We start from the raw sequence: 17,534 nt of genomic DNA on the forward strand, positions 1-17,534 counted from the left end.
AACGCGCGACGCTAGGCGAAGATCGCCAGTGCCAGTCCGCCGCCGACGATCAGCGCGCACGCCGCGATCGTCGTGCGGCGGTAGTGGAGGATCAGCGCCGCGAACTCGCGCAGCAGCGCGCTCGGCAGGAAGTACCGGGCGGTCGGCGCGCCCGCCGCGTCGAACGGCAGGCCCAGCCGGCGGCACTCCACCGCCGTCCGGAAGACGTGGTAGTTGCTGGTCACCGTCAGCACCCGGTGTGGCCGCACGTCGCCGAGCAGCTCCGCGGAGTACGCGAGGTTCTCCCCGGTCGTCGTCGCGCGGTCCTCGCGGCGGATCCGGTCGGCCGGGATTCCCCGCGAGCGCAGGTACTCGTCCATCGCTTCGGCTTCGGACATCGTCTCGCCGGGCCCCCGCCCGCCCGACACCACCAGCAGCGGGGGAGTCGCTTCGCGGTCGTACAGCCGGATCGCGCGGTCGAGCCGGGCGGCCAGCAGCGGTGTCACGCGGTCGCCGGCGAGGCCGCAGCCGAGGACGATGATCGCGTCGAAGCCGGTGCGCCGCCGCAGCCTGCCGTACAGGATCGAATACCCGAGCAGGGACGCGAACAGGAAGCCGAAGTAGCAGCCGAGCACCGCCGCCGTGGCCACCAGGGCCGAGCCCCACCGGCCGAGCGGCACGAAGAACAGCCCTTCGAGCACCAGGATGCCGACCCCGAGCAGGAACGACAGCAGGTTCGCGATACTCCGGCCCTCGCGCCGCACCATCCGGACGCCGTTGACGATCAGCGCGCCCGGCAGCACGACCGCGACGACCAGCCCGACGACCGCCACCACCGCGACCAGGACCGGCGTGAGCCACTCCAGGTGCAGGGCCGTGCGCAGCAGCCACAACCCGGTCAGCAGCAACGCCACCCCGAGCCAGACGGCGTTGCCGAGCCGGCGCGGTTCGCGGGCCAGGCGGATCGCGAACACCAGCAGGGCCGCCGCGGCGCAGGCGGGCAGCACGACGTCGGTGACGGTCACCCGGCCTCCCCACCTCCAGTGAAGAAGCCAACGTAGAGCACGCGGACCCGGTGCGCGTGCACCGGGTCCGCGTCCACTGTGGAGTCGTCAGGCCTTGCGCTGCATGCTCGAGCGCGCCGGGTTGCCCTGGTCGGCGGCCTTCGGGTCCTTCTCCTCCTGCTTGCCGCGCACGCCCGACTCGATCCGGTCGCCGAGGTCCTTGTCGACGTTGCGCCAGTAGTCGAACGCCCGCAGCAGCACCGGTTCGGAGACGCCGTTGAGCAGGTGCCCGACGACGTTGTCGACCAGCCGGCCGCGCTGCGCGTCGTCCAGCACCTCGCGGACCATCGTCCCGGCCTGGCCCCAGTCGTCGTCCTCCTCGCGCAGCGTGTACGCCGTGCGGACCATGTCGCCGTCGGTGTGCCAGCCCGAAGGCTGCCCGTACTTCGCGACGTCGGCCTGCGGGCCGCCCTTCGAGTTCGGCGCGTACACCGGGTCCGACACCTTCGTGTACCGCATCGCGCCGTCCTTGCTGTAGCTGTGCACAGGGGCGACGGGGGCGTTGACCGGCAGCTGCTTGTAGTTCGCGCCGATCCGGTAGCGATGCGCGTCCGGGTAGGAGAACAGGCGGCCGAGCAGCATCTTGTCCGGGCTCGCGGCGATCCCCGGCACCAGGTTGCTCGGCTCGAACGCCGCCTGCTCGATCTCGGTGTGGTGGTCGGTCGGGTTGCGGTCGAGCGTCATCCGCCCGACGTCGATCAGCGGGTAGTCGCCGTGCGGCCACACCTTCGTGAGGTCGAAGGGATTGAACCGGTACGTCTTGGCGTCCTCGAAGGGCATGACCTGCACCTTCAGCGTCCAGCTCGGGTGGTCGCCGCGCTCGATCGCCTCGTACAGGTCGCGCGTGTGGTAGTCGGTGTCGGCCGACGCCATCTGGTCGGCCTCGTCCTGGGTGAAGGTCTCGACACCCTGGTCGGTCTTGAAGTGGTACTTCACCCAGAAGCGTTCACCACCGGCGTTGACCCACATGTAGGTGTGCGAGCTGTAGCCGTTCATGTGGCGCCAGGTCCGCGGGATCCCGCGGTCGCCCATCAGCCAGGTGACCTGGTGCGCCGACTCCGGCGACAGCGTCCAGAAGTCCCACTGCATGTCGTGGTCGCGCAGGTTGTTGTCGGCGCGGCGCTTCTGCGAACGGATGAAGTGCTGGAACTTCAGCGGGTCGCGGATGAAGAACACCGGGGTGTTGTTCCCGACCATGTCGTAGTTGCCTTCGCTGGTGTAGAACTTCACCGCGAAGCCGCGCGGGTCGCGCCAGGTGTCGGGGCTGCCCCGCTCGCCGGCGACGGTGGAGAACCGGATCAGCAGGTCGGTCTTCGTCCCCGGTTGGAACACGGCGGCTTTGGTGTACGCGCTGACGTCGCCGGTCACCTCGAACCGGCCGAACGCGCCGCTGCCCTTGGCGTGCGGCTGCCGCTCGGGGACGCGCTCGCGGTTGAACTGCGCCATCTGCTCGATGAGGTAGTTGTCGTGCAGGAGGATCGGGCCGTCGGGCCCGACGGTGAGCGAGTGTTCGTCGCTCTCGACCGGGATGCCGGCGTCGGTGGTGGTCGGTTCGGTCACGGTGATGCCTCTTTCCTGGAAGGGGTGCGGCGGCAGCCGGGGCAGAGGCCCCAGAACACCACTTCCGCTTCGTCGATCAGGAAGCCGTGTGCGTCGCCCGGGGTCAGGCACGGGGCCGCGCCGACCACGCAGTCGACGTCCTCCGTCCGCCCGCAGCGGCGGCACACGACGTGGTGGTGGTTGTCCCCGGCCCGCCGTTCGAACCGGGCCGGGTGTCCCGGCAGCTCGATCCGCCGGATCAGGTCGGCCTCCGCGCACGCGCCCAGGACGTCGTAGACCGCCTGGGTGGACACGGATCCCAGCACCGAGCGGACCCCGGTGCCGATTTCGTCCACTGTGGAATGAGGATGCGCGGCCAGCCACGTGAGCACCGCCCGCCGGGGCGCGGTGACGCGCAGGCCGGCGGCCCGCAGCGTGGTGGTCACATCGCTCATGGCCACCCACCGTCCCCGCTTTTCTGGATCGGGTCAAGTCCTCGGATGGACGGTTTGGGAAGCCGCAAAACGGGTAGCGGCCGGGAAATCTGGCAAGGTGGAGGGGTGAGACCGGCTTTCGTGCTGCACGAACACTGGCGCCCGCGGCACCACTTCGACCTCCGGCTGGAGGAGGACGGCGTGCTGCGGTCGTGGGCGGTGCCGCGCGGCCTCCCACCGGATGCGAGCGGCAACCGGCTCGCGGTCGCCGTGCCGGATCACGCGCTGGACCACCTCGCCTACGAGGACGAGACGAAGAAGGTCGCCGACACGGGCTGGTGGGAGGAGCACGACCGGACGGAGAAGCGGATCCTGTTCACCCTCCACGGCCGCACGGAGTCGGTCCGGTACGCGCTGATCCGGACCGACCGGGACTGGCTCCTGCACCGCACCCGAGACCAGCCGGGGGACGCCGATGCCGCGCGCTGAGGTCCTGTCCGCCACGCCCACCTTGTTCCGCGACGACGGCGCGCTCGACGAAGCCGCCAACACCGCGTTGCTGACCTGGCTGCACGGCCGCGTCGACGGCGTCTTCGTCGCCGGGACGACCGGCGAGTTCCCGGCGCTCGACCGCGCCGAGCGCCGGACGCTCGCCGCGCTCGCGCTCGCGGTGTTCGGCCCGGACCGCACGATCGTGCACGTCGGCGCGGCGAGCACCCGCGAAGCGATCGCCCTGACCGCGGACGCCCTCGCCGCGGGGGCCACGCGCCTGGCCGTGATCACGCCGTACTACCTGCCCGCCGACGCCGAGGCCGTCCGGCGGCACTTCGCGGCCGTAGGCGAGGCCGCCGGGGACGCCGACCTTTACGGCTACCTCTTCCCGGACCGCACGGGCGTCACGCTCTCCCCGGAGCAGTTCGCGGCGACGGGCCTGCGCGGCGGCAAGCTGTCCGGCGCCGCGGCGGCCCGGCTCGCCGACTTCCGGGCGGCCCTGCCGGACGCGCGGTTCTGGTCGGGCGCCGACACCGAGGTGGCCGCGGTCGCCCGGGCCGGCGGGGCGGGCGTCGTGTCCGGCCTGTCGTCGGCGTTCCCGGAACCCTTCACCGACCTGGCGGCCGCGGTCGAGGCGGGGGACACCGCGGCCGAGCGGGCGGCCCAGGCCCGGGCCGACGAGGTCCTCGCCGCACTGGGCGGCACCGTCGAAGGGATCAAGGAGGCGCTGCGGCAGCGGGGCATCGGCAACGGCCGGCTGCGGATGCCGGCGCCCGCGCCGCACGTCGAGCGGATCGCGACGGTGACCGGCTGAGCCGGGTGCGCGGGGTCAGGCCGCCCGGAAGGGAACTCCCGCGCGCATCGCCCGGTGGGCCCACTGGCCGAGCACCGCGAGCAGCGCGATCTCCAGGACCATCATCAAGCGCTCCACCAGGCCGGTCGCGACCGTCGGCAGGTGGCCGCCGAGGACGACGTTCACCGCGAACGGCACGATGAACGGCAGGTAGAACGGGATCGCGGCGAGCGCCAGCCGCCGCGACCAGGTGGCGAAGCGGCGCCAGCGCGGGTCGTCGCGGTGCCGGCGGCCCAGCGCCCAGCCGACGACCGGCAGGCTGAGGCACGTCACGGCCGAGGCGTACAGGTGGATCTTGCCGGTGGCGGTGATGGCGCCACCCTGCGGATCCTTCGCGAAGACGGCGACCGCGAGCAGGCTGACGCACCACAACGCCTTCGCCGCCACCAGCGCCGGGTTGGCCAGCAGGCCGCGGCGGTAGAGCGCGACCAGCAGCAGCGCCGAGCCGGTGCTGGTGAGCAGCAACGCGCCGTCCCACATCCAGCGGCCCGGGCTCAGCGCGTAGTCGCTGAGCATCGAGCTGACCGGGTCGAGCGGTGCGAGCCGCCGGTCGAGGTGCAGCACGGCCAGCAGGACGACGGCGCCGGCGAAGGCGGTCAGCGCCCCCGGCACGAGCAGGCGGGCACGGAGCGAGGGACGGACGGGCGAAGGGGACAGCATGCGTTTAGACACTCCGCGGCGGCTCGGCTGGTTCAGGCGCAAGCCGGGGACGCTACCTGTGACCTTTCCGTGACCAGCGCGGGACACGCCCGAGATGTGACGTGCGCCACCACCAGGGTCAGTGCTCGCCGTCCTGCGGGATCTCCGCCGAGTCCGTGAGCCGGAGCTTGCGCCGCGCCCGCTGGTAGAACGTCGTCATCCCGAGCCGGACCACCCGCGCCGCGCTCGGGCGGCCCCGCAGGTCGAGGCGGTCGCCGGGGGAGACGTAGCCCGCCACCTGGCCGTCGACCTCCACCGCGAGCCTGCCGCTGGTCGGCAGCAGCTCCAGCGTCACCTCGTCGTGCACCGACAGCACCACGCCCCGGCTGTACGCCGAGTGCGGCGCCGCGGGCGTGACCAGCAGCGCCTCCACCGCCGGGCTGGTGATCGGGCCGCCGGCGGAGAAGCTGTACGCCGTCGAGCCGGTCGGGGTGGCCACGACCACCGCGTCCGCCGAGTAGCTCACGAACGGCTGCCCGCCGACGCGGACCGCGACCACCGCGCTGCCTTCGCCCGGCACGCGCACCACCGCGATGTCGTTGAACGCCGTGATCCGGCGCCCCTCCAGGACGGCGTCCACGGCCAGCCGCGGCTCGACCGTGAACTGGTGGTCGTCGATCGCCGAGAGCGCGCCGGGCAGGTCGGGGACGTCGACCTCGGCGAGGAAGCCCAGCTTGCCGAGGTTCACCCCGAGCACCGGCGCGCGCTGCCCGTCGGCCAGCCGCATGGCCCGCAGCATCGTGCCGTCCCCGCCCAGGCTGACCACCAGGTCGGACCGCCGGCCGAGCTCCTCGGGCGTCACCCCGATCGCCGCGCAGTTCAGGCGGACGATCTCGTCGGCGATGCCGAGGATCTCGATGTTCCGGTTGCCCGCCCAGCCGAGCACGGCTTCGACGGCGGCCGCCGAGTCGCGGCGGGGGTGCAGCACGAGTCCCGCGGAGTGCATGTCAGCGGCTCCGGACGGGCAGATTGCCGAGCGTCATGCGCTCAGTCTGCCCGCTCCCGTCTTCCGCCGCGAGAAGCGGAGCGCGCCGTCGTCGATCTTGCCGTGCCGGAGCTTGACGACGTCGTGCGCGTAGCTCATGCCGAGCGTCCACGGCGCCCGTGAGCCGGCCTTCGGGAACTCGTCGATCGACCGCAGCACGTACCCCGCGTCGAAGTCGAGCAGCGGGCGTTCGGTGACCGCCGGGTCGTCGTTGACCGGCACGCACTGGTCGTAGCCGTGCCGGTCGAGGTGGCGCAACAGACGGACGACGTACTCGCCGACGAGGTCGGCCTTGAGCGTCCAGGACGCGTTGGTGTAGCCGATCGTGAACGCGAAGTTCGGCACGCCGCTGAGCATCATCCCCTTGTACGCCATGGTTTCCGGCAGCTTGACGGGGTCGCCGTCGACGACCAGGTCGATGCCGCCGAAGGCCAGCAGCCGCAGCCCGGTCGCGGTGACGACGACGTCCGCCGCCAGCTCGTCCCCGGACTCCAGCCGGATCCCGTCCTTCGTGAACGACGCGATCCGGTCGGTGACGATGGAGGCGTCCCCGCGCTTGATCGAGCGGAACAGGTCGCCGTCCGGCACCAGGCACAGCCGCTGGTCCCACGGCTGGTAGCGCGGCTTGAAGTGGGTGTCGACGGCGTAACCCGGGGGCAGCTGCTTCATCGCGGCCTTGCGGATCAGCGCCTTGACGAAGCCCGGACGGCGGCGGCTGAGCTGGTAGATCAGCGTGCTCACGGCGACGTTCTTCCAGCGCGCGATCGGGTACGCGAGCTTCGGGCCGAGCAGGCTCCGCAGCCGGTTGGCCAGGGCGTCCTCCGACGGCAGCGAAAGGATGTAGGTGGGGGAGCGCTGCAGCATCGTCACGTGCCCGGCGCGGTCGGTCATCGCCGGCACCAGCGTCACGGCCGTCGCGCCGCTGCCGATCACGACGACCTTCTTGCCGGTGTAGTCGAGGTCTTCGGGCCAGTGCTGCGGGTGCACGACCGTGCCGCCGAAGTTCTCGATGCCGGGGAACTCCGGTGTGTGGCCGCCCGCGTAGTCGTAGTAGCCGCTGCACAGGTAGAGGAACTTCGCGGTGAACCGGACGGGCTCGCCGTCGTGGGTCGCCTCGACCGTCCACTGCGCGTCCTCTGTGGACCACTCGGCGCGGATCACCTTGTGCCCGAACCGGATGTGCCGGTCGATCCCGGCTTCGGCCGCGGTGTCGCGGACGTACTTCAGGATCGACGGGCCGTCGGCGATGGCCTTCTCGCTGGTCCACGGCCGGAACCGGTAGCCGAGGGTCTGCATGTCCGAATCGGACCGCACACCCGGGTAGCGGAACAGGTCCCACGTGCCGCCGATGGCGTCGCGGGCTTCGAGGATCGCGTACGTCTTGCGCGGGAACGCCGTCCGCAGGTGGTGGGCCGCGCCGACGCCGGACAGCCCGGCGCCGACGATCAGGACCTCGACGTGCTCGGTCATCGCGCGGCCTCCGTCCGCCGCGGGCGCCTCATCAGGCGCGTGAGCACGGCGTTGTAGTGGGTGGGGGTGACGCGGGCGAGCGCGTCGAACAGGTAGGCGTCCGGGCCGACGAGGATCCGCGCCTTGCCGCGGTCGACACCGGCGTGGATGATCGCCGCCGCCTTGTCCGGCGACGTCATCGTCATGGCCTCGAACTGCGCGGCCATCTCCTCGCGGCTGCGGCCCAGGCCGGTGGGGTCGCGGCGCACCCGGGCGTTGCGCGCGATGTTCGTGGTGATGCCGCCCGGGTGCACGGTGATCGCGCGGACCGCGCTGCCGGCCAGCTCCTGCCGCAGCGACTCGGTGAAGCCGCGGACGGCGAACTTCGCCGCGCAGTAGGCGCTCTGGTACGGCATCCCGAGCAGGCCGAACACGCTGGAGGTGTTGACGATCGCGCCCTCACCCTGCTCGGCGAGGATCGGCAGGAACGCCCGCGTCCCGTGCACCACCCCGCGGAAGTTGATGTCGTGCAGCCAGTCGTCGTCCTCGGGCACCGCGTCGAGCGCGCTCGAGGTGACCGCGACACCGGCGTTGTTGAAGACCGCGGCCAGCGGCGCCGGGAGCCACTCCCGCACCTCGCCGGCGAACCGGAGCTGGTCGGCGGCGTCGCGGACGTCGAGCACCCGCGTGAGCACGCGGCCGTGCAGCGCCGACGCGGTGGCCTTCAGCCCGTCTTCGTCGACGTCGGCGAGGGCCACCGGCGCGCCGAGCCGGGACAGCCGGGTGGCCAGCGCCCGGCCGATGCCGGACGCGGCGCCGGTGATCACCACCGGGCGGCCGGTGATGCTGTGCCGTTTGGGTACCGATCCGACGGCAGCCACGGCGGAAACCGCCGCCCCGTGCGGATCGGCTGCGGATCGTCTCCGCCTGCTTTCCGTCGGATTGGTACTACGGCGCCGTGACATCGCTGCTCCTCGCGTGCTCGCCGATCAGGTCCAGGAGCACGGGCCACGCGCCTTCGGGCAGGTCGTGGCCCATGCCGGGGATGGTTTCGAGCCGGGCGCCGGGGATCGCACGGGCGGTGGCGCCGCCGCCGGTGGGGTGGACCATCCGGTCGCGGTCGCCGTGGATCACCAGCGTGGGAGCGGTGATCGACCGCAGCAGGGCGGTCCGGTTGCCGGAGCGGAGGATCGCGGCGAGCTGGCGGCCCACGCCGCCGGTCGAGGGATCACGGTCCCAGGCCGTCCCGGCCGCTTCGCGCACCCAGGCGTCGTCGAACGGGAAGCCGTGCGAACCGATGTGGCGGAACATCAGGGCCGCGCGCTCGACGGCCTCCTCGCGGGACTTCGGCGGCTTCGCCGCCATCAGCCGCCAGGTCGAGAGCGCCGGACGGCCGACCCGACGTGCCCCGGTCGTCGACATGATCGACGTCAACGTCCGCACGCGGGCCGGGCTCAGCGCCGCCACGGTCTGCGCGATCATGCCGCCCATCGACACCCCGGCGACGTGGGCGGTCTCCAGGCCCAGCGTGTCGAGCAGGCCGACGGTGTCGGCGGCCATGTCCTTCAGGCCGTACTGCTGCGCGGGGAACCGGCCGGCGAGCATCGCGGCGAAGCTCGGCGGCCGGAAGCGGGGGTGCGTCGAGCGCCCGGCGTCGCGGTTGTCGAACCGGACGACCTCGAACCCGCGCTCGGCAAGCTGCGCGCAGAAGGCGTCCGGCCAGCTGTGCAGCTGCTGGCCCAGCCCGGCGACGAGGAGCAACGGCTCGGCGCCGCGGTCCCCGATCCGTTCGTACGCCAGGGAAATGCCCCGGCCGGCGTCGGCGATCTCTTCGGTCACGAATCTCCTCCGGTGCTCCGGCGGCGCACGACCGCGCGCCCGCCCTTGGCGGGGGCGTAGGCCACGCCCCGCGAGTGCCAGCGTTCGCCGCGGTCGGCCGTCGGCACGAGGTCGAAGTCCCGCAGCAGGGTCCGCAGCACCACGGTCATCTCCATGGTCGCGAACGCGGCGCCGAGGCAGCGCCGGGTGCCGCCGCCGAACGGGATCCACTGGTAGAGGTCGGGGCGCGCGCCTTCGAAGCGGTGCGGGTCGAAGGTGGCCGCGTGCGGGAACACCGCGTCGTCGTCGTGGATCAGGGCGATGCTGACGAGCACCGCGTACCCCTTCGGCAAGGTCCAGCGGCCGAGCTGGTAGCCGTCCTGCTTGACCTGGCGCGCGGTCAGGTCGATGACCGGGCGGGTGCGCTGGACCTCGAGGATCGTGGCGTCGAGGAGCTTCCCGTCGTCTTCGTTCAGCTCTTCCAGCAGCGTGGGGTGCCGGCGGAGGCGTTCGACGGCCCAGGCCAGCGTCGTCGCCGTGGTTTCGTGCCCCGCCGTGAGGAGGGTGAGGAGCTGGTCGGCGATCTCGTCGCGGCTGAGCCCGGATCCGTCGTCGTAGCGGGTCTGCAGCATCATCGAGAGGACGTCGTCGCCGTCCGGGCGGGCCTTCGCGATCAGCCGGTCGACGATCGCGTCGTATTCGCGGCGCATCCGTTCGAAGCGGCGCCAGGGGTTGAAGCGGCCCTTCTTCGGGATGGGCGCGACGGCCAGCCGGGAGCCGAGGGTGACGAACGGCGGGAGCAGCTCGCGCAGCTCGGCGAACTCGGCCCCTTCGGCGCCGAACACGGCGCGGAGGATGGCGTTGAGCGTGATCCGCATCATCGACGGCAGGGTGGCGAACGCTTTTCCGTCCGGCCAGCTCTCCAGCTCACGCAGGGTTTCTTCTTCGACGATCTTCTCGTACGCGGCGAGCCGGCGGCCGTGGAAGGGCGGCACGAGGAGCTTGCGCTGCTTTTTGTGCTCGTCGCCCGACAGCGCGAACATCGAGTGCGGGCCGAGCACCCGGCCGAGGTTGACCTCGAGGTTGTCGACGAGGTCGGACCCGGAGGTGAAGAGCTGCTTGATCTCGGCCGGGTCGCTGATCACGACGGCGTGGCCGAAGATCGGCACGTTCACCGTGAAGGCGTCGCCGTACCGCTCCCGCAGGCGGCGCATTCCGCGGAGCGGGAACGTCAGGGCGTAGGCGCCCTGGACGGCGCGCGGTGCCGTCGGCCCCGGCGGCAGCGTCACCGCGGTTGTCATGGTCGTCATCGACCCTCCCGAGAAGTGGTACGCGAGCGTACCGTCGGTACGGTACGCCGGTGTACCATCCGGTTTCAAGAGGAGGGGTATACCGTGACGGCAATGTCTTCCGTGGACGTCGACACGCGCCGGTTCCGGCAGCGGCTGCTCGACGGGCTCGCGGCATCGATCACCGAGGACGGGTTCCGCGACACGACGGTCGCCGACGTCGTCCGCCGCGCCCGCACCTCCCGCCGGACGTTCTACGAACACTTCTCCAGCAAGGAAGAGTGCTTCATCGCGCTGCTGGCGGACGCGAACCGCTCGATGATCCAGCAGATCTCCGACGCCGTCGACCCGCGCGCGCCGTGGGCCCTTCAGGTGCGCCAGGCGATCGAGGCGTGGATCGCCTGCGCGGAGTCGGAGCCGGCGATCACGCTGAGCTGGATCCGCGACGTCCCGGCGCTGGGAGCCCAGGCCCGCGACCTCCAGCGCGACGCGATGGAGGGGTTCATCGCGATGACGCAGAGGTTGACGGACACGCCCGAGCTGCGGGCGGCGGGGATCAGCCCGCCGTCCCGTCAGCTGGCGATCATGCTCCTGGGCGGGTTGCGGGAGCTGATCGCGACGACAGTGGAGGACGGCGGCCGGGCCGGCGACGTCACCGAGGTCGCTGTGCGCGCCTCGATCGCGTTGCTCGGCCCGGCCTAGTGTCGCGCGTCCGAGGTTCGTTGACAGCGGCCCGGCCCTGCGCGTCAAGGTGGCGTCGGGCGCATCGGACCGGGATCTGCCGAGGGTCGCGGCGGCTGGTCCGGCGACATGAATGAGTCATTCATGTCGCCGGACGAGGTGAATGAGTCATTCACTGCATCGCGGCCGGGGCCTGCACGGGCCGGGCTCTCATGACGCAGGTTCCAGCCGTACCGAACGTCAAACACCTGCCACGCGCGACACTAGTTCCTCACGCGTCCAGGTCCCGCGCGATCAGTTCGGCCAGCGCGTCGACCGAGGTCCGGGCGTGGTCACCGTCGGCGGTGAGCTCGACCTCGTCGCCGAAAGCGGCACCCAGGGTCATCAGTCCCAGGACACTCGCGGCGTCGACCGGATCCCCGGCCACCCCGCCGGTGATCTTGGCGATCTTCACCTTGGCCGGCTGACCGGCGGCCGTTTTCGCGACCAGGCCCGCCGGGCGGGCATGGAGCCCGACGCTGCTGGCGACGAGCGTGCGGCGTTGGTACACAGTGGACTCCTTCAGGCGTTGACGGTGTGGGCGGACACGGCGGCGGAACGTTCGGTCGCCCGGAAGCGCACCTGCTTGAGCAGGATCACCGAACCGGCGGCGACCGAGGTGCCCGCGACCAGTGCCACCAGGAACAGCAGCGGGCTGCCGATCAGCGGGAGCACGAAGATCCCGCCGTGCGGGGCGCGCAGGGTCGCGCCGAACGCCATCGACAGCGAGCCGGTCACCGCCGAGCCCAGCATGATCGACGGGATCACCCGGAACGGGTCCGCCGCGGCGAACGGGATCGCGCCCTCGGTGATGAACGACGCTCCCAGCAGCCACGCCGCGCGCCCGTTCTCGCGTTCGGCCTCCGTGAACAGCTTCTTCCGCACGGTGGACGCCAAAGCCAGCGCCAGCGGCGGCACCATGCCCGCCGCCATCACCGCGGCCATGATCTGCAGCGACGCCGTCGCGCCGGTGGTCAGGCCGCCGACCGCGAACGCGTACGCCGCCTTGTTGACCGGGCCGCCCATGTCGAACGCCATCATCAGGCCGAGCAGCGCGCCCAGCAGCAGCGCGCTGACGCCGCTGAGGCTGTTGAGCCAGTTCGTGAGGCCCGACGTCGCCGCGGCGATCGGCTTCCCGACCACGACGTACATCAGTACCCCGACCACAATGGACCCGAGCAGCGGGTAGACGACCACCGGCATGATGCCGCGCATCGCCTTCGGTACCTGGATCCGCTTCAGCGCCAGCACGACGCCACCGGCCAGGAGACCCGCGACGAGGCCGCCGAGGAACCCGGCGCCGACGGTGACGGCGATCGCGCCGCCCACGAAACCGGGGGCGATCGCCGGGCGGTCGGCCATCGCGAAGGCGATGAACCCGGCCAGCACCGGCACGAGGAAGTCGAAGGCGGCGCTGCCGATCTGGAACATCAGCGCGGCCCAGCCGGCCACCGAACCCGCGTCGAAGTGCTCGGTGACCTTCGGTGCGTCGACGATCTTGTAGCCGCCCAGGGCGAAGCTCAGGGCGATCAGCAGCCCGCCCGCGGCGACGAACGGGATCAGGTAGCTGACGCCGGTCATCAGCCACTGGCGGATCCGCGTGCCGGCCTTGTCGTTCGAGCCGACCTTCGAGGTGAGTTCGGGAGTGGCGGGTGCCGCCGCGACGGGCTCGCGGGCCGCGGCCTTCGCGCGTTCGAACAGTCCCGCGGCGTCGTTGATCGCGGCCTTGACCGGCGCTTCGACGATCGGCTTGCCGGCGAAGCGTTCCCGGCCCCGCACGGCGAGGTCCGCGGCGAAGATGACGGCGTCCGCGCTCGCGATGTCCTCGGCGGACAGCGGCTCGGAGCCGGCCGAGCCCTGGGTCTCGACGACGATCGTGTCGCCGTTGGCCTTCGCGGTCTGCTCGAGCGACTCGGCGGCCATGTAGGTGTGCGCGATCCCGGTGGGACAGGCGGTGATGGCGACGAACTTCATGGTCAGGCCACCTCCTGGCGGATGTACTCGGCGACGGCCGCCGCGTCGGTGGCGTCGAGGAGGTGCTGCTTGAACTCCACCCGGACGAGCCGGCGGGCGAGGGCGGCCAACACCTGGAGGTGGTCGCTGCCGCCGCCTTCGGGCGCGGCGATGAGGAAGATCAGCGTCGCCGGGCCGTCCGGGGCGCCGAAGTCGACGCCCGCGGCGCTGCGGCCGAACGCCAGCGTCGGCGCGGTCACCGCGGCCGAGCGGCAGTGCGGGATGCCGATGCCGCCTTCGAGCCCGGTGGCCATCTGCTCCTCGCGGGCGGCGACGTCCTTGAGGAACAGGTCGAGGTCGGTCACCCGCCCCGCGGAGACGAGCCGCTGCGCGAGCCCGCGAACGGTGGCGTTCTTGTCCGTGGCGTCGAGGGCGAGGTCGACCAGGTCGGCGGTGATCAGGTCTGCGGTGGTCATGCGGCGGCTCCGCTGAGGGTGAGGGTGGGGTCGGCGTCGAGCACGCGCACCTGGTCGGGGTGCACGTCGTGCGGGGTGGGCATGCGGCTGCCCTCCTGCGTGACCGCGGCGGTGCCGTAGGCGACCGCGGTCCGCAGGGCTCGGGGGCCGGTTCCTCCCGCGTGGAGGAACCCGGCGAGTGCGGCGTCTCCGGCGCCGACGGTGCTGCGCACGGCGACCAGCGGGCCGAGCGCGTGGCAGGTTTCCGCGCCCTCGACGAGCACGGCGCCGCGTGCGCCGAGGCTGACCAGCACGCGGCCGACGCCGGCGGAGATCAGCTCGCGGCAGAAGGCGACGACGTCGCCGAGCAGCGGCAGCGGGCGGCCGGCGAGCTCGGTCAGCTCGTCGAGGTTCGGCTTGAGCAGGTCCGGCCCGCCCGCGCAGGCGGCGGCGAGCGGCGCGCCGGAGGAGTCGACGGCGACCTTGGCCCCGGCGTCGTGGGCCAGTTTCGTCAGCCGCGCGTAGAAGTCGTCGGGCACGCCGGCGGGCAGGCTTCCGCAGCACACCAGCCATTCCGCACGCGCGGCCAGCTCGACGGCGCGGCGTTCGAGGGTGGCGAGCTCGGCGGGGGAGATCTCCGGGCCCGGCTCGTTGATCTTCGTCGTGGTCCCGTCGGCTTCGACGAGCGTGATGTTGCTGCGGGTCGTCCCGGCGATCGGCACGGCGACGACCGGGACGCCTTCGGGGGCGAGCAGGTCGGCCAGCCGTTCGCCGACCAGGCCGCCCGCGGGCAGCAGCGCGACGGTCGGCGTCCCGGCGGCGGCCAGGGCGCGGGCGACGTTGACGCCCTTGCCGCCGGGGTCGAGCCGCACGGCCTCCGCGCGGAGGACCTCGCCGCGGCGCAGCTCGCCCAGTCGCGCGGTCCGGTCGAGGCTCGGGTTCGGGGTCACGGTGACGATCACGCCAGCACCACCTCCGGGCCCGCCTCTTCGAGCTCGGCCACTGCGCCAGCGTCGAGGCCGCTGTCGGTGACCAGGACGTCGATCTCGGTCAGCCGCGCGAACCGGCTGAGCTGGTCGGTGCCGTACTTGCTGTGGTCGGCCAGCAGCACCCGCTTGCGGGCGGCGGCGACCACGGCGGCCTTCACCGCGGACTCGGCCATGTCCGGCGTCGTGCAGCCGTGCTCGGCGGAAAAGCCGTTGGCGCCGAGGAAGGCGACGTCCACGAGCAAGCCGTCGAGCGCGCGCAGCGTCCACGCTTCGACGGCGGCGAGCGTCGTCCCGCGCACGCGGCCGCCGAGGATGTGCAGCGTGATGCCCGGGCGAGTGGCGAGGATCGACGCGACCGGGATCGAGTTGGTGATCACCGTCAGCTCGCGGCCGGCGGGCAGGAGCGTCGCGAGCCTGCTGGTGGTCGTGCCCGCGTCGAGCAGGACCGAGCCGCGCTCGGGCACCAGGTCGAGGGCGGCCCGGGCGATCGCGTCCTTCTCGGCGGCGTTGGTCTGGTCCCGCTGCGCGACCTCGGGTTCGAAGTCGAGCCGCTCGACCGCGACGGCGCCGCCGTAGACGCGGCGGACGACGCCCTGGCGTTCGAGGACGCCGAGGTCGCGGCGGATGGTCTCGGGGGCGACACCGAGTTCGGTCGCGACGTCGTTGACGTCGACCCGGCCGTCGCGACGTGCGCGTTGTGCCAGGAGCTGATGCCGTTCGGCGGCGTACATGCCCGTTCCTCTCCGATGTTTGCCCGTTGTAGTTTGATTGTGCCCGTTGTTACCGTACTGTCAATCCCCAGTTACGAGATCCTTTGCTCCCGGAGGTCCCGCCATGCAGTTGTCCGGAGTCGGAGTCAGCCCCGGCCGGGTCGCCGGTCCACGCGTCGTCGTGGCCGCTGACCTGCGGGAACCCGCTTCTTCCCCAGCTCCGGACGATCTGCTCGCGGAAGCGGGCAAGATCGGGCCGGCGACGGAAGCAGTCGCCTCGTCGCTGTCCGATCGTGCCCGTTCCGTGTCCAGTGATGCCCGATCGGTCCTGGAGACGACGGCGGCGATGGCCGCGGACCCGGCGCTGGCCGCCTCCGCGGAACGGCTCGTGCGGGAGCGCTCGCTGCCTGCGCCGCGCGCGGTGTGGGAGGCGGCGGGCGAGTTCATGACGGCGTTGCGGGCCGCCGGCGGTTACCTGGCCGAACGCGCCGCGGACGTCGCCGACGTCCGCGACCGGATCGTCGCCGTCCTGTCGGGGCAGGCCCCGCCCGGCCTCCCGGAGCTGACGTCGCCGAGCGTGTTGGTGGCTCGCGACCTCGCCCCGGCCGACACCGCCGGGCTCGACCCGGACCTCGTCCTCGCGCTGGTGACGGAAGAGGGCGGACCGACGAGCCACACCGCGATCCTGGCCCGGGCGCTGGGGATTCCCGCCGTCGTCGCGTGCGCCGGCGTCCTGGAGCTTTCCGGTCCGGGCCTCGCGGTCGACGGTGCCGCGGGCACGGTCTCATCGTCCGACGGCCGCGTGCTGGCCCCGCCGCGGACGCCTCGCCCGGCGTGGGACGGCGTAGGCCGGCTCGCCGACGGGCACCGCGTGAAGCTGCTCGCCAACGTCGGTTCGTCTGCCGACGCCCGCGCTGCCGCCGCGGCCGGCGCGGAAGGGATCGGACTGTTCCGCACGGAGTTCTGTTACCTGTCGGCGGCTTCCGAGCCGGCGGAGGCGGAGCAGAGGGCCGCGTACGCCGCGGTGCTGGAGCCGTTCGCCGGGAAGCCGGTCGTCGTCCGGACGTTGGACGCCGGTTCGGACAAGCCGCTCGCGTTCCTGCCGATGGGGGAGGAACCGAACCCCGCGCTCGGCGTCCGCGGCCTGCGGGTCGCGTTCGACCGGCCGGACCTGCTGGACCGCCAGCTGAGCGCGATCGCCGCGGCGGCGGCCGACACGGGCGCCGAGCTGTCGGTGATGGCCCCGATGGTCGCGACGGCGGCGGAGGCGGCCTGGTTCGCTTCGCGTGCGCGCGCGGCGGGAATCGCCCGGGTGGGCGTGATGATCGAGATCCCGGCGGCGGCTCTGTGCGCCGCGGAGATCCTCGCCGAGGTCGACTTCGTCTCCCTGGGCACGAACGACCTGGCCCAGTACGTCTTCGCGGCGGACCGCCAGCTCGGCGCGGTGGCCTCGTTGAACGACCCGCACCAGCCGGCGTTGCTGAAACTGGTGGGCCTGGTCGCGGAAGCCGGCGCGGCGACGGGAAAGCCGGTCGGGGTGTGCGGGGAGGCGGCGGCGGATCCCTCGCTGGCGCCGGTGCTGACCGGCCTGGGAGTGACGTCGTTGTCGATGAACGCGGTGGCGTTGGCGGGCGTGGGCACGGCCCTGCGCGCGGTCGACCTCGCGACGTGCCGGGCGCTAGCTTGACGGGCATGGAGAGCGACAACAGCCGGAGTGTCTTCGACGTCCACGCGGAAGCGGCGGCGCTGCCCGCGACCGCCACGACGATGCTGGTGGACAAGTACTTCGTCGACAAGCCGTCGGCCAGCGCCCGGATCTTCCGGATCTACCGCGAGGTTCCGTTGCACTACCACGAGGAGTGCGACGAGCACCTCTACGTGCTCAGCGGCGGCGGCACGTTCCACCTGGACGGCGAGCAGTTCGAGGCGCGGCCGGGGATGTTCCTCTGCTTCGAGCGGCGGAAGGTCCACGGCTTCCCCCGGATCACGGAGGAACCCCTGGTGGTGCTGGCCATCGACGTCCCGCGGCGGCGCCCGGACGACATCGTGTTCGTCGATCCTTCCGAAGGGGACGCCCGGACGTTCATGGCCCGCAACGCCTGAACA

Annotated in this window: 19 protein-coding genes; 5 read left to right on the forward strand and 14 right to left on the reverse strand. The window is 72.4% G+C overall.

Going from position 1 to position 17,534, the window contains the following annotated elements; translation table 11 throughout:
- Positions 1-11 precede the first annotated feature (11 nt).
- From QRX60_RS36625 to QRX60_RS36635, 3 genes are all read right to left on the reverse strand, one after another.
- On the reverse strand, positions 12-1,004 hold the full coding sequence (locus QRX60_RS36625) for a YdcF family protein (RefSeq protein ID WP_285996023.1): 993 nt from the start codon (positions 1,002-1,004) through the stop codon (positions 12-14).
- An 87-nt stretch (positions 1,005-1,091) separates the two neighbouring features.
- A complete protein-coding gene (locus QRX60_RS36630; protein WP_285996024.1) occupies positions 1,092-2,603 on the reverse strand; it encodes a catalase in 1,512 nt (503 codons plus the stop codon).
- Positions 2,600-3,037 carry a Fur family transcriptional regulator gene (locus tag QRX60_RS36635; protein WP_285996025.1) on the reverse strand — a complete coding sequence of 146 codons (438 nt, stop codon included), beginning with the start codon at positions 3,035-3,037 and terminating at the stop codon, positions 2,600-2,602. Before QRX60_RS36635 ends, QRX60_RS36630 begins: the two co-directional genes overlap by 4 nt.
- 105 nt (positions 3,038-3,142) lie before the next feature.
- On the opposite strand from QRX60_RS36635, the gene QRX60_RS36640 reads away from it, so the two are divergent.
- The gene (locus tag QRX60_RS36640; protein WP_285996026.1) at positions 3,143-3,505 is read left to right on the forward strand and encodes a DNA polymerase ligase N-terminal domain-containing protein; all 363 of its coding nucleotides are present in this window, start codon (positions 3,143-3,145) and stop codon (positions 3,503-3,505) included.
- Positions 3,492-4,322, forward strand: a complete 831-nt coding sequence (locus tag QRX60_RS36645; RefSeq protein WP_285996027.1) for a dihydrodipicolinate synthase family protein — start codon at positions 3,492-3,494, stop codon at positions 4,320-4,322. Before QRX60_RS36640 ends, QRX60_RS36645 begins: the two co-directional genes overlap by 14 nt.
- A 15-nt stretch (positions 4,323-4,337) precedes the next feature.
- Here QRX60_RS36645 and QRX60_RS36650 read toward each other — a convergent pair whose 3' ends face one another.
- The 6 genes from QRX60_RS36650 to QRX60_RS36675 form a co-directional block, all read right to left on the reverse strand.
- Positions 4,338-5,021, reverse strand: a complete 684-nt coding sequence (locus tag QRX60_RS36650) for a DUF998 domain-containing protein (RefSeq protein WP_285996028.1) — start codon at positions 5,019-5,021, stop codon at positions 4,338-4,340.
- 118 nt (positions 5,022-5,139) lie between these two features.
- Positions 5,140-6,006: an NAD(+)/NADH kinase gene (locus QRX60_RS36655; RefSeq protein WP_285996029.1), complete on the reverse strand. Its 867-nt coding sequence runs from the start codon at positions 6,004-6,006 to the stop codon at positions 5,140-5,142.
- A 33-nt stretch (positions 6,007-6,039) separates the two neighbouring features.
- Positions 6,040-7,515, reverse strand: coding sequence for a flavin-containing monooxygenase (locus tag QRX60_RS36660; protein ID WP_285996030.1), 1,476 nt, complete (start codon positions 7,513-7,515; stop codon positions 6,040-6,042).
- On the reverse strand, positions 7,512-8,375 hold the full coding sequence (locus QRX60_RS36665; RefSeq protein WP_285996031.1) for an SDR family NAD(P)-dependent oxidoreductase: 864 nt from the start codon (positions 8,373-8,375) through the stop codon (positions 7,512-7,514). The genes QRX60_RS36660 and QRX60_RS36665 overlap by 4 nt, the downstream gene beginning before the upstream one ends.
- Before the next feature lie 67 nt (positions 8,376-8,442).
- Entirely contained in the window at positions 8,443-9,333 is an 891-nt protein-coding gene (locus QRX60_RS36670; RefSeq protein ID WP_285996032.1) for an alpha/beta fold hydrolase, read from the reverse strand.
- Positions 9,330-10,622, reverse strand: a complete 1,293-nt coding sequence (locus QRX60_RS36675) for a cytochrome P450 (RefSeq protein WP_285996033.1) — start codon at positions 10,620-10,622, stop codon at positions 9,330-9,332. Before QRX60_RS36675 ends, QRX60_RS36670 begins: the two co-directional genes overlap by 4 nt.
- Positions 10,623-10,715: 93 nt before the next feature.
- On the opposite strand from QRX60_RS36675, the gene QRX60_RS36680 reads away from it, so the two are divergent.
- Positions 10,716-11,303, forward strand: a complete 588-nt coding sequence (locus QRX60_RS36680; protein WP_285996034.1) for a TetR/AcrR family transcriptional regulator — start codon at positions 10,716-10,718, stop codon at positions 11,301-11,303.
- 250 nt (positions 11,304-11,553) lie between these two features.
- On the opposite strand, the gene QRX60_RS36685 is transcribed toward QRX60_RS36680, so the two are convergent.
- From QRX60_RS36685 to QRX60_RS36705, 5 genes are read right to left on the reverse strand one after another with little or no spacing between them, the layout of a single operon-like run.
- Positions 11,554-11,832, reverse strand: coding sequence for an HPr family phosphocarrier protein (locus QRX60_RS36685; protein WP_285996035.1), 279 nt, complete (start codon positions 11,830-11,832; stop codon positions 11,554-11,556).
- A gap of 11 nt (positions 11,833-11,843) precedes the next feature.
- Complete coding sequence (locus tag QRX60_RS36690) at positions 11,844-13,295, reverse strand: PTS fructose transporter subunit IIC (RefSeq protein ID WP_285996036.1); 1,452 nt, start codon at positions 13,293-13,295, stop codon at positions 11,844-11,846.
- 2 nt (positions 13,296-13,297) lie between these two features.
- Positions 13,298-13,750 carry a PTS sugar transporter subunit IIA gene (locus tag QRX60_RS36695; protein ID WP_285996037.1) on the reverse strand — a complete coding sequence of 151 codons (453 nt, stop codon included), beginning with the start codon at positions 13,748-13,750 and terminating at the stop codon, positions 13,298-13,300.
- The gene (gene pfkB / locus QRX60_RS36700; RefSeq protein WP_285996038.1) at positions 13,747-14,691 is read right to left on the reverse strand and encodes a 1-phosphofructokinase; all 945 of its coding nucleotides are present in this window, start codon (positions 14,689-14,691) and stop codon (positions 13,747-13,749) included. The genes QRX60_RS36695 and pfkB overlap by 4 nt, the downstream gene beginning before the upstream one ends.
- Positions 14,688-15,449 (reverse strand): DeoR/GlpR family DNA-binding transcription regulator, encoded by a 762-nt coding sequence (locus tag QRX60_RS36705; protein WP_285996039.1) that lies wholly within the window; start codon positions 15,447-15,449, stop codon positions 14,688-14,690. The genes pfkB and QRX60_RS36705 overlap by 4 nt, the downstream gene beginning before the upstream one ends.
- 103 nt (positions 15,450-15,552) lie before the next feature.
- Here QRX60_RS36705 and QRX60_RS36710 point away from each other — a divergent pair, with 103 nt between their 5' ends.
- Complete coding sequence (locus QRX60_RS36710) at positions 15,553-17,115, forward strand: phosphoenolpyruvate--protein phosphotransferase (protein WP_285996040.1); 1,563 nt, start codon at positions 15,553-15,555, stop codon at positions 17,113-17,115.
- 5 nt (positions 17,116-17,120) lie between these two features.
- Entirely contained in the window at positions 17,121-17,531 is a 411-nt protein-coding gene (locus QRX60_RS36715) for a cupin domain-containing protein (protein WP_285996041.1), read from the forward strand.
- The last annotated feature ends 3 nt before the right edge of the window (positions 17,532-17,534 follow it).

The sequence above is a fragment of the Amycolatopsis mongoliensis genome (assembly GCF_030285665.1).
In the GTDB taxonomy this organism is placed as follows: domain Bacteria; phylum Actinomycetota; class Actinomycetes; order Mycobacteriales; family Pseudonocardiaceae; genus Amycolatopsis; species Amycolatopsis mongoliensis.

Coding starts and splice junctions, on each gene's coding strand:
- QRX60_RS36635 (WP_285996025.1), bottom strand. CDS start 3,037: ATGAGCGATGTGACCACCACGCTGCGGGCCGCCGGCCTGCGCGTCACC.
- QRX60_RS36645 (WP_285996027.1), top strand. CDS start 3,492: ATGCCGCGCGCTGAGGTCCTGTCCGCCACGCCCACCTTGTTCCGCGAC.
- QRX60_RS36650 (WP_285996028.1), bottom strand. CDS start 5,021: ATGCTGTCCCCTTCGCCCGTCCGTCCCTCGCTCCGTGCCCGCCTGCTC.
- QRX60_RS36655 (WP_285996029.1), bottom strand. CDS start 6,006: ATGCACTCCGCGGGACTCGTGCTGCACCCCCGCCGCGACTCGGCGGCC.
- QRX60_RS36660 (WP_285996030.1), bottom strand. CDS start 7,515: ATGACCGAGCACGTCGAGGTCCTGATCGTCGGCGCCGGGCTGTCCGGC.
- QRX60_RS36675 (WP_285996033.1), bottom strand. CDS start 10,622: ATGACGACCATGACAACCGCGGTGACGCTGCCGCCGGGGCCGACGGCA.
- QRX60_RS36680 (WP_285996034.1), top strand. CDS start 10,716: ATGTCTTCCGTGGACGTCGACACGCGCCGGTTCCGGCAGCGGCTGCTC.
- QRX60_RS36690 (WP_285996036.1), bottom strand. CDS start 13,295: ATGAAGTTCGTCGCCATCACCGCCTGTCCCACCGGGATCGCGCACACC.
- QRX60_RS36695 (WP_285996037.1), bottom strand. CDS start 13,750: ATGACCACCGCAGACCTGATCACCGCCGACCTGGTCGACCTCGCCCTC.
- QRX60_RS36705 (WP_285996039.1), bottom strand. CDS start 15,449: ATGTACGCCGCCGAACGGCATCAGCTCCTGGCACAACGCGCACGTCGC.
- QRX60_RS36710 (WP_285996040.1), top strand. CDS start 15,553: ATGCAGTTGTCCGGAGTCGGAGTCAGCCCCGGCCGGGTCGCCGGTCCA.
- QRX60_RS36715 (WP_285996041.1), top strand. CDS start 17,121: ATGGAGAGCGACAACAGCCGGAGTGTCTTCGACGTCCACGCGGAAGCG.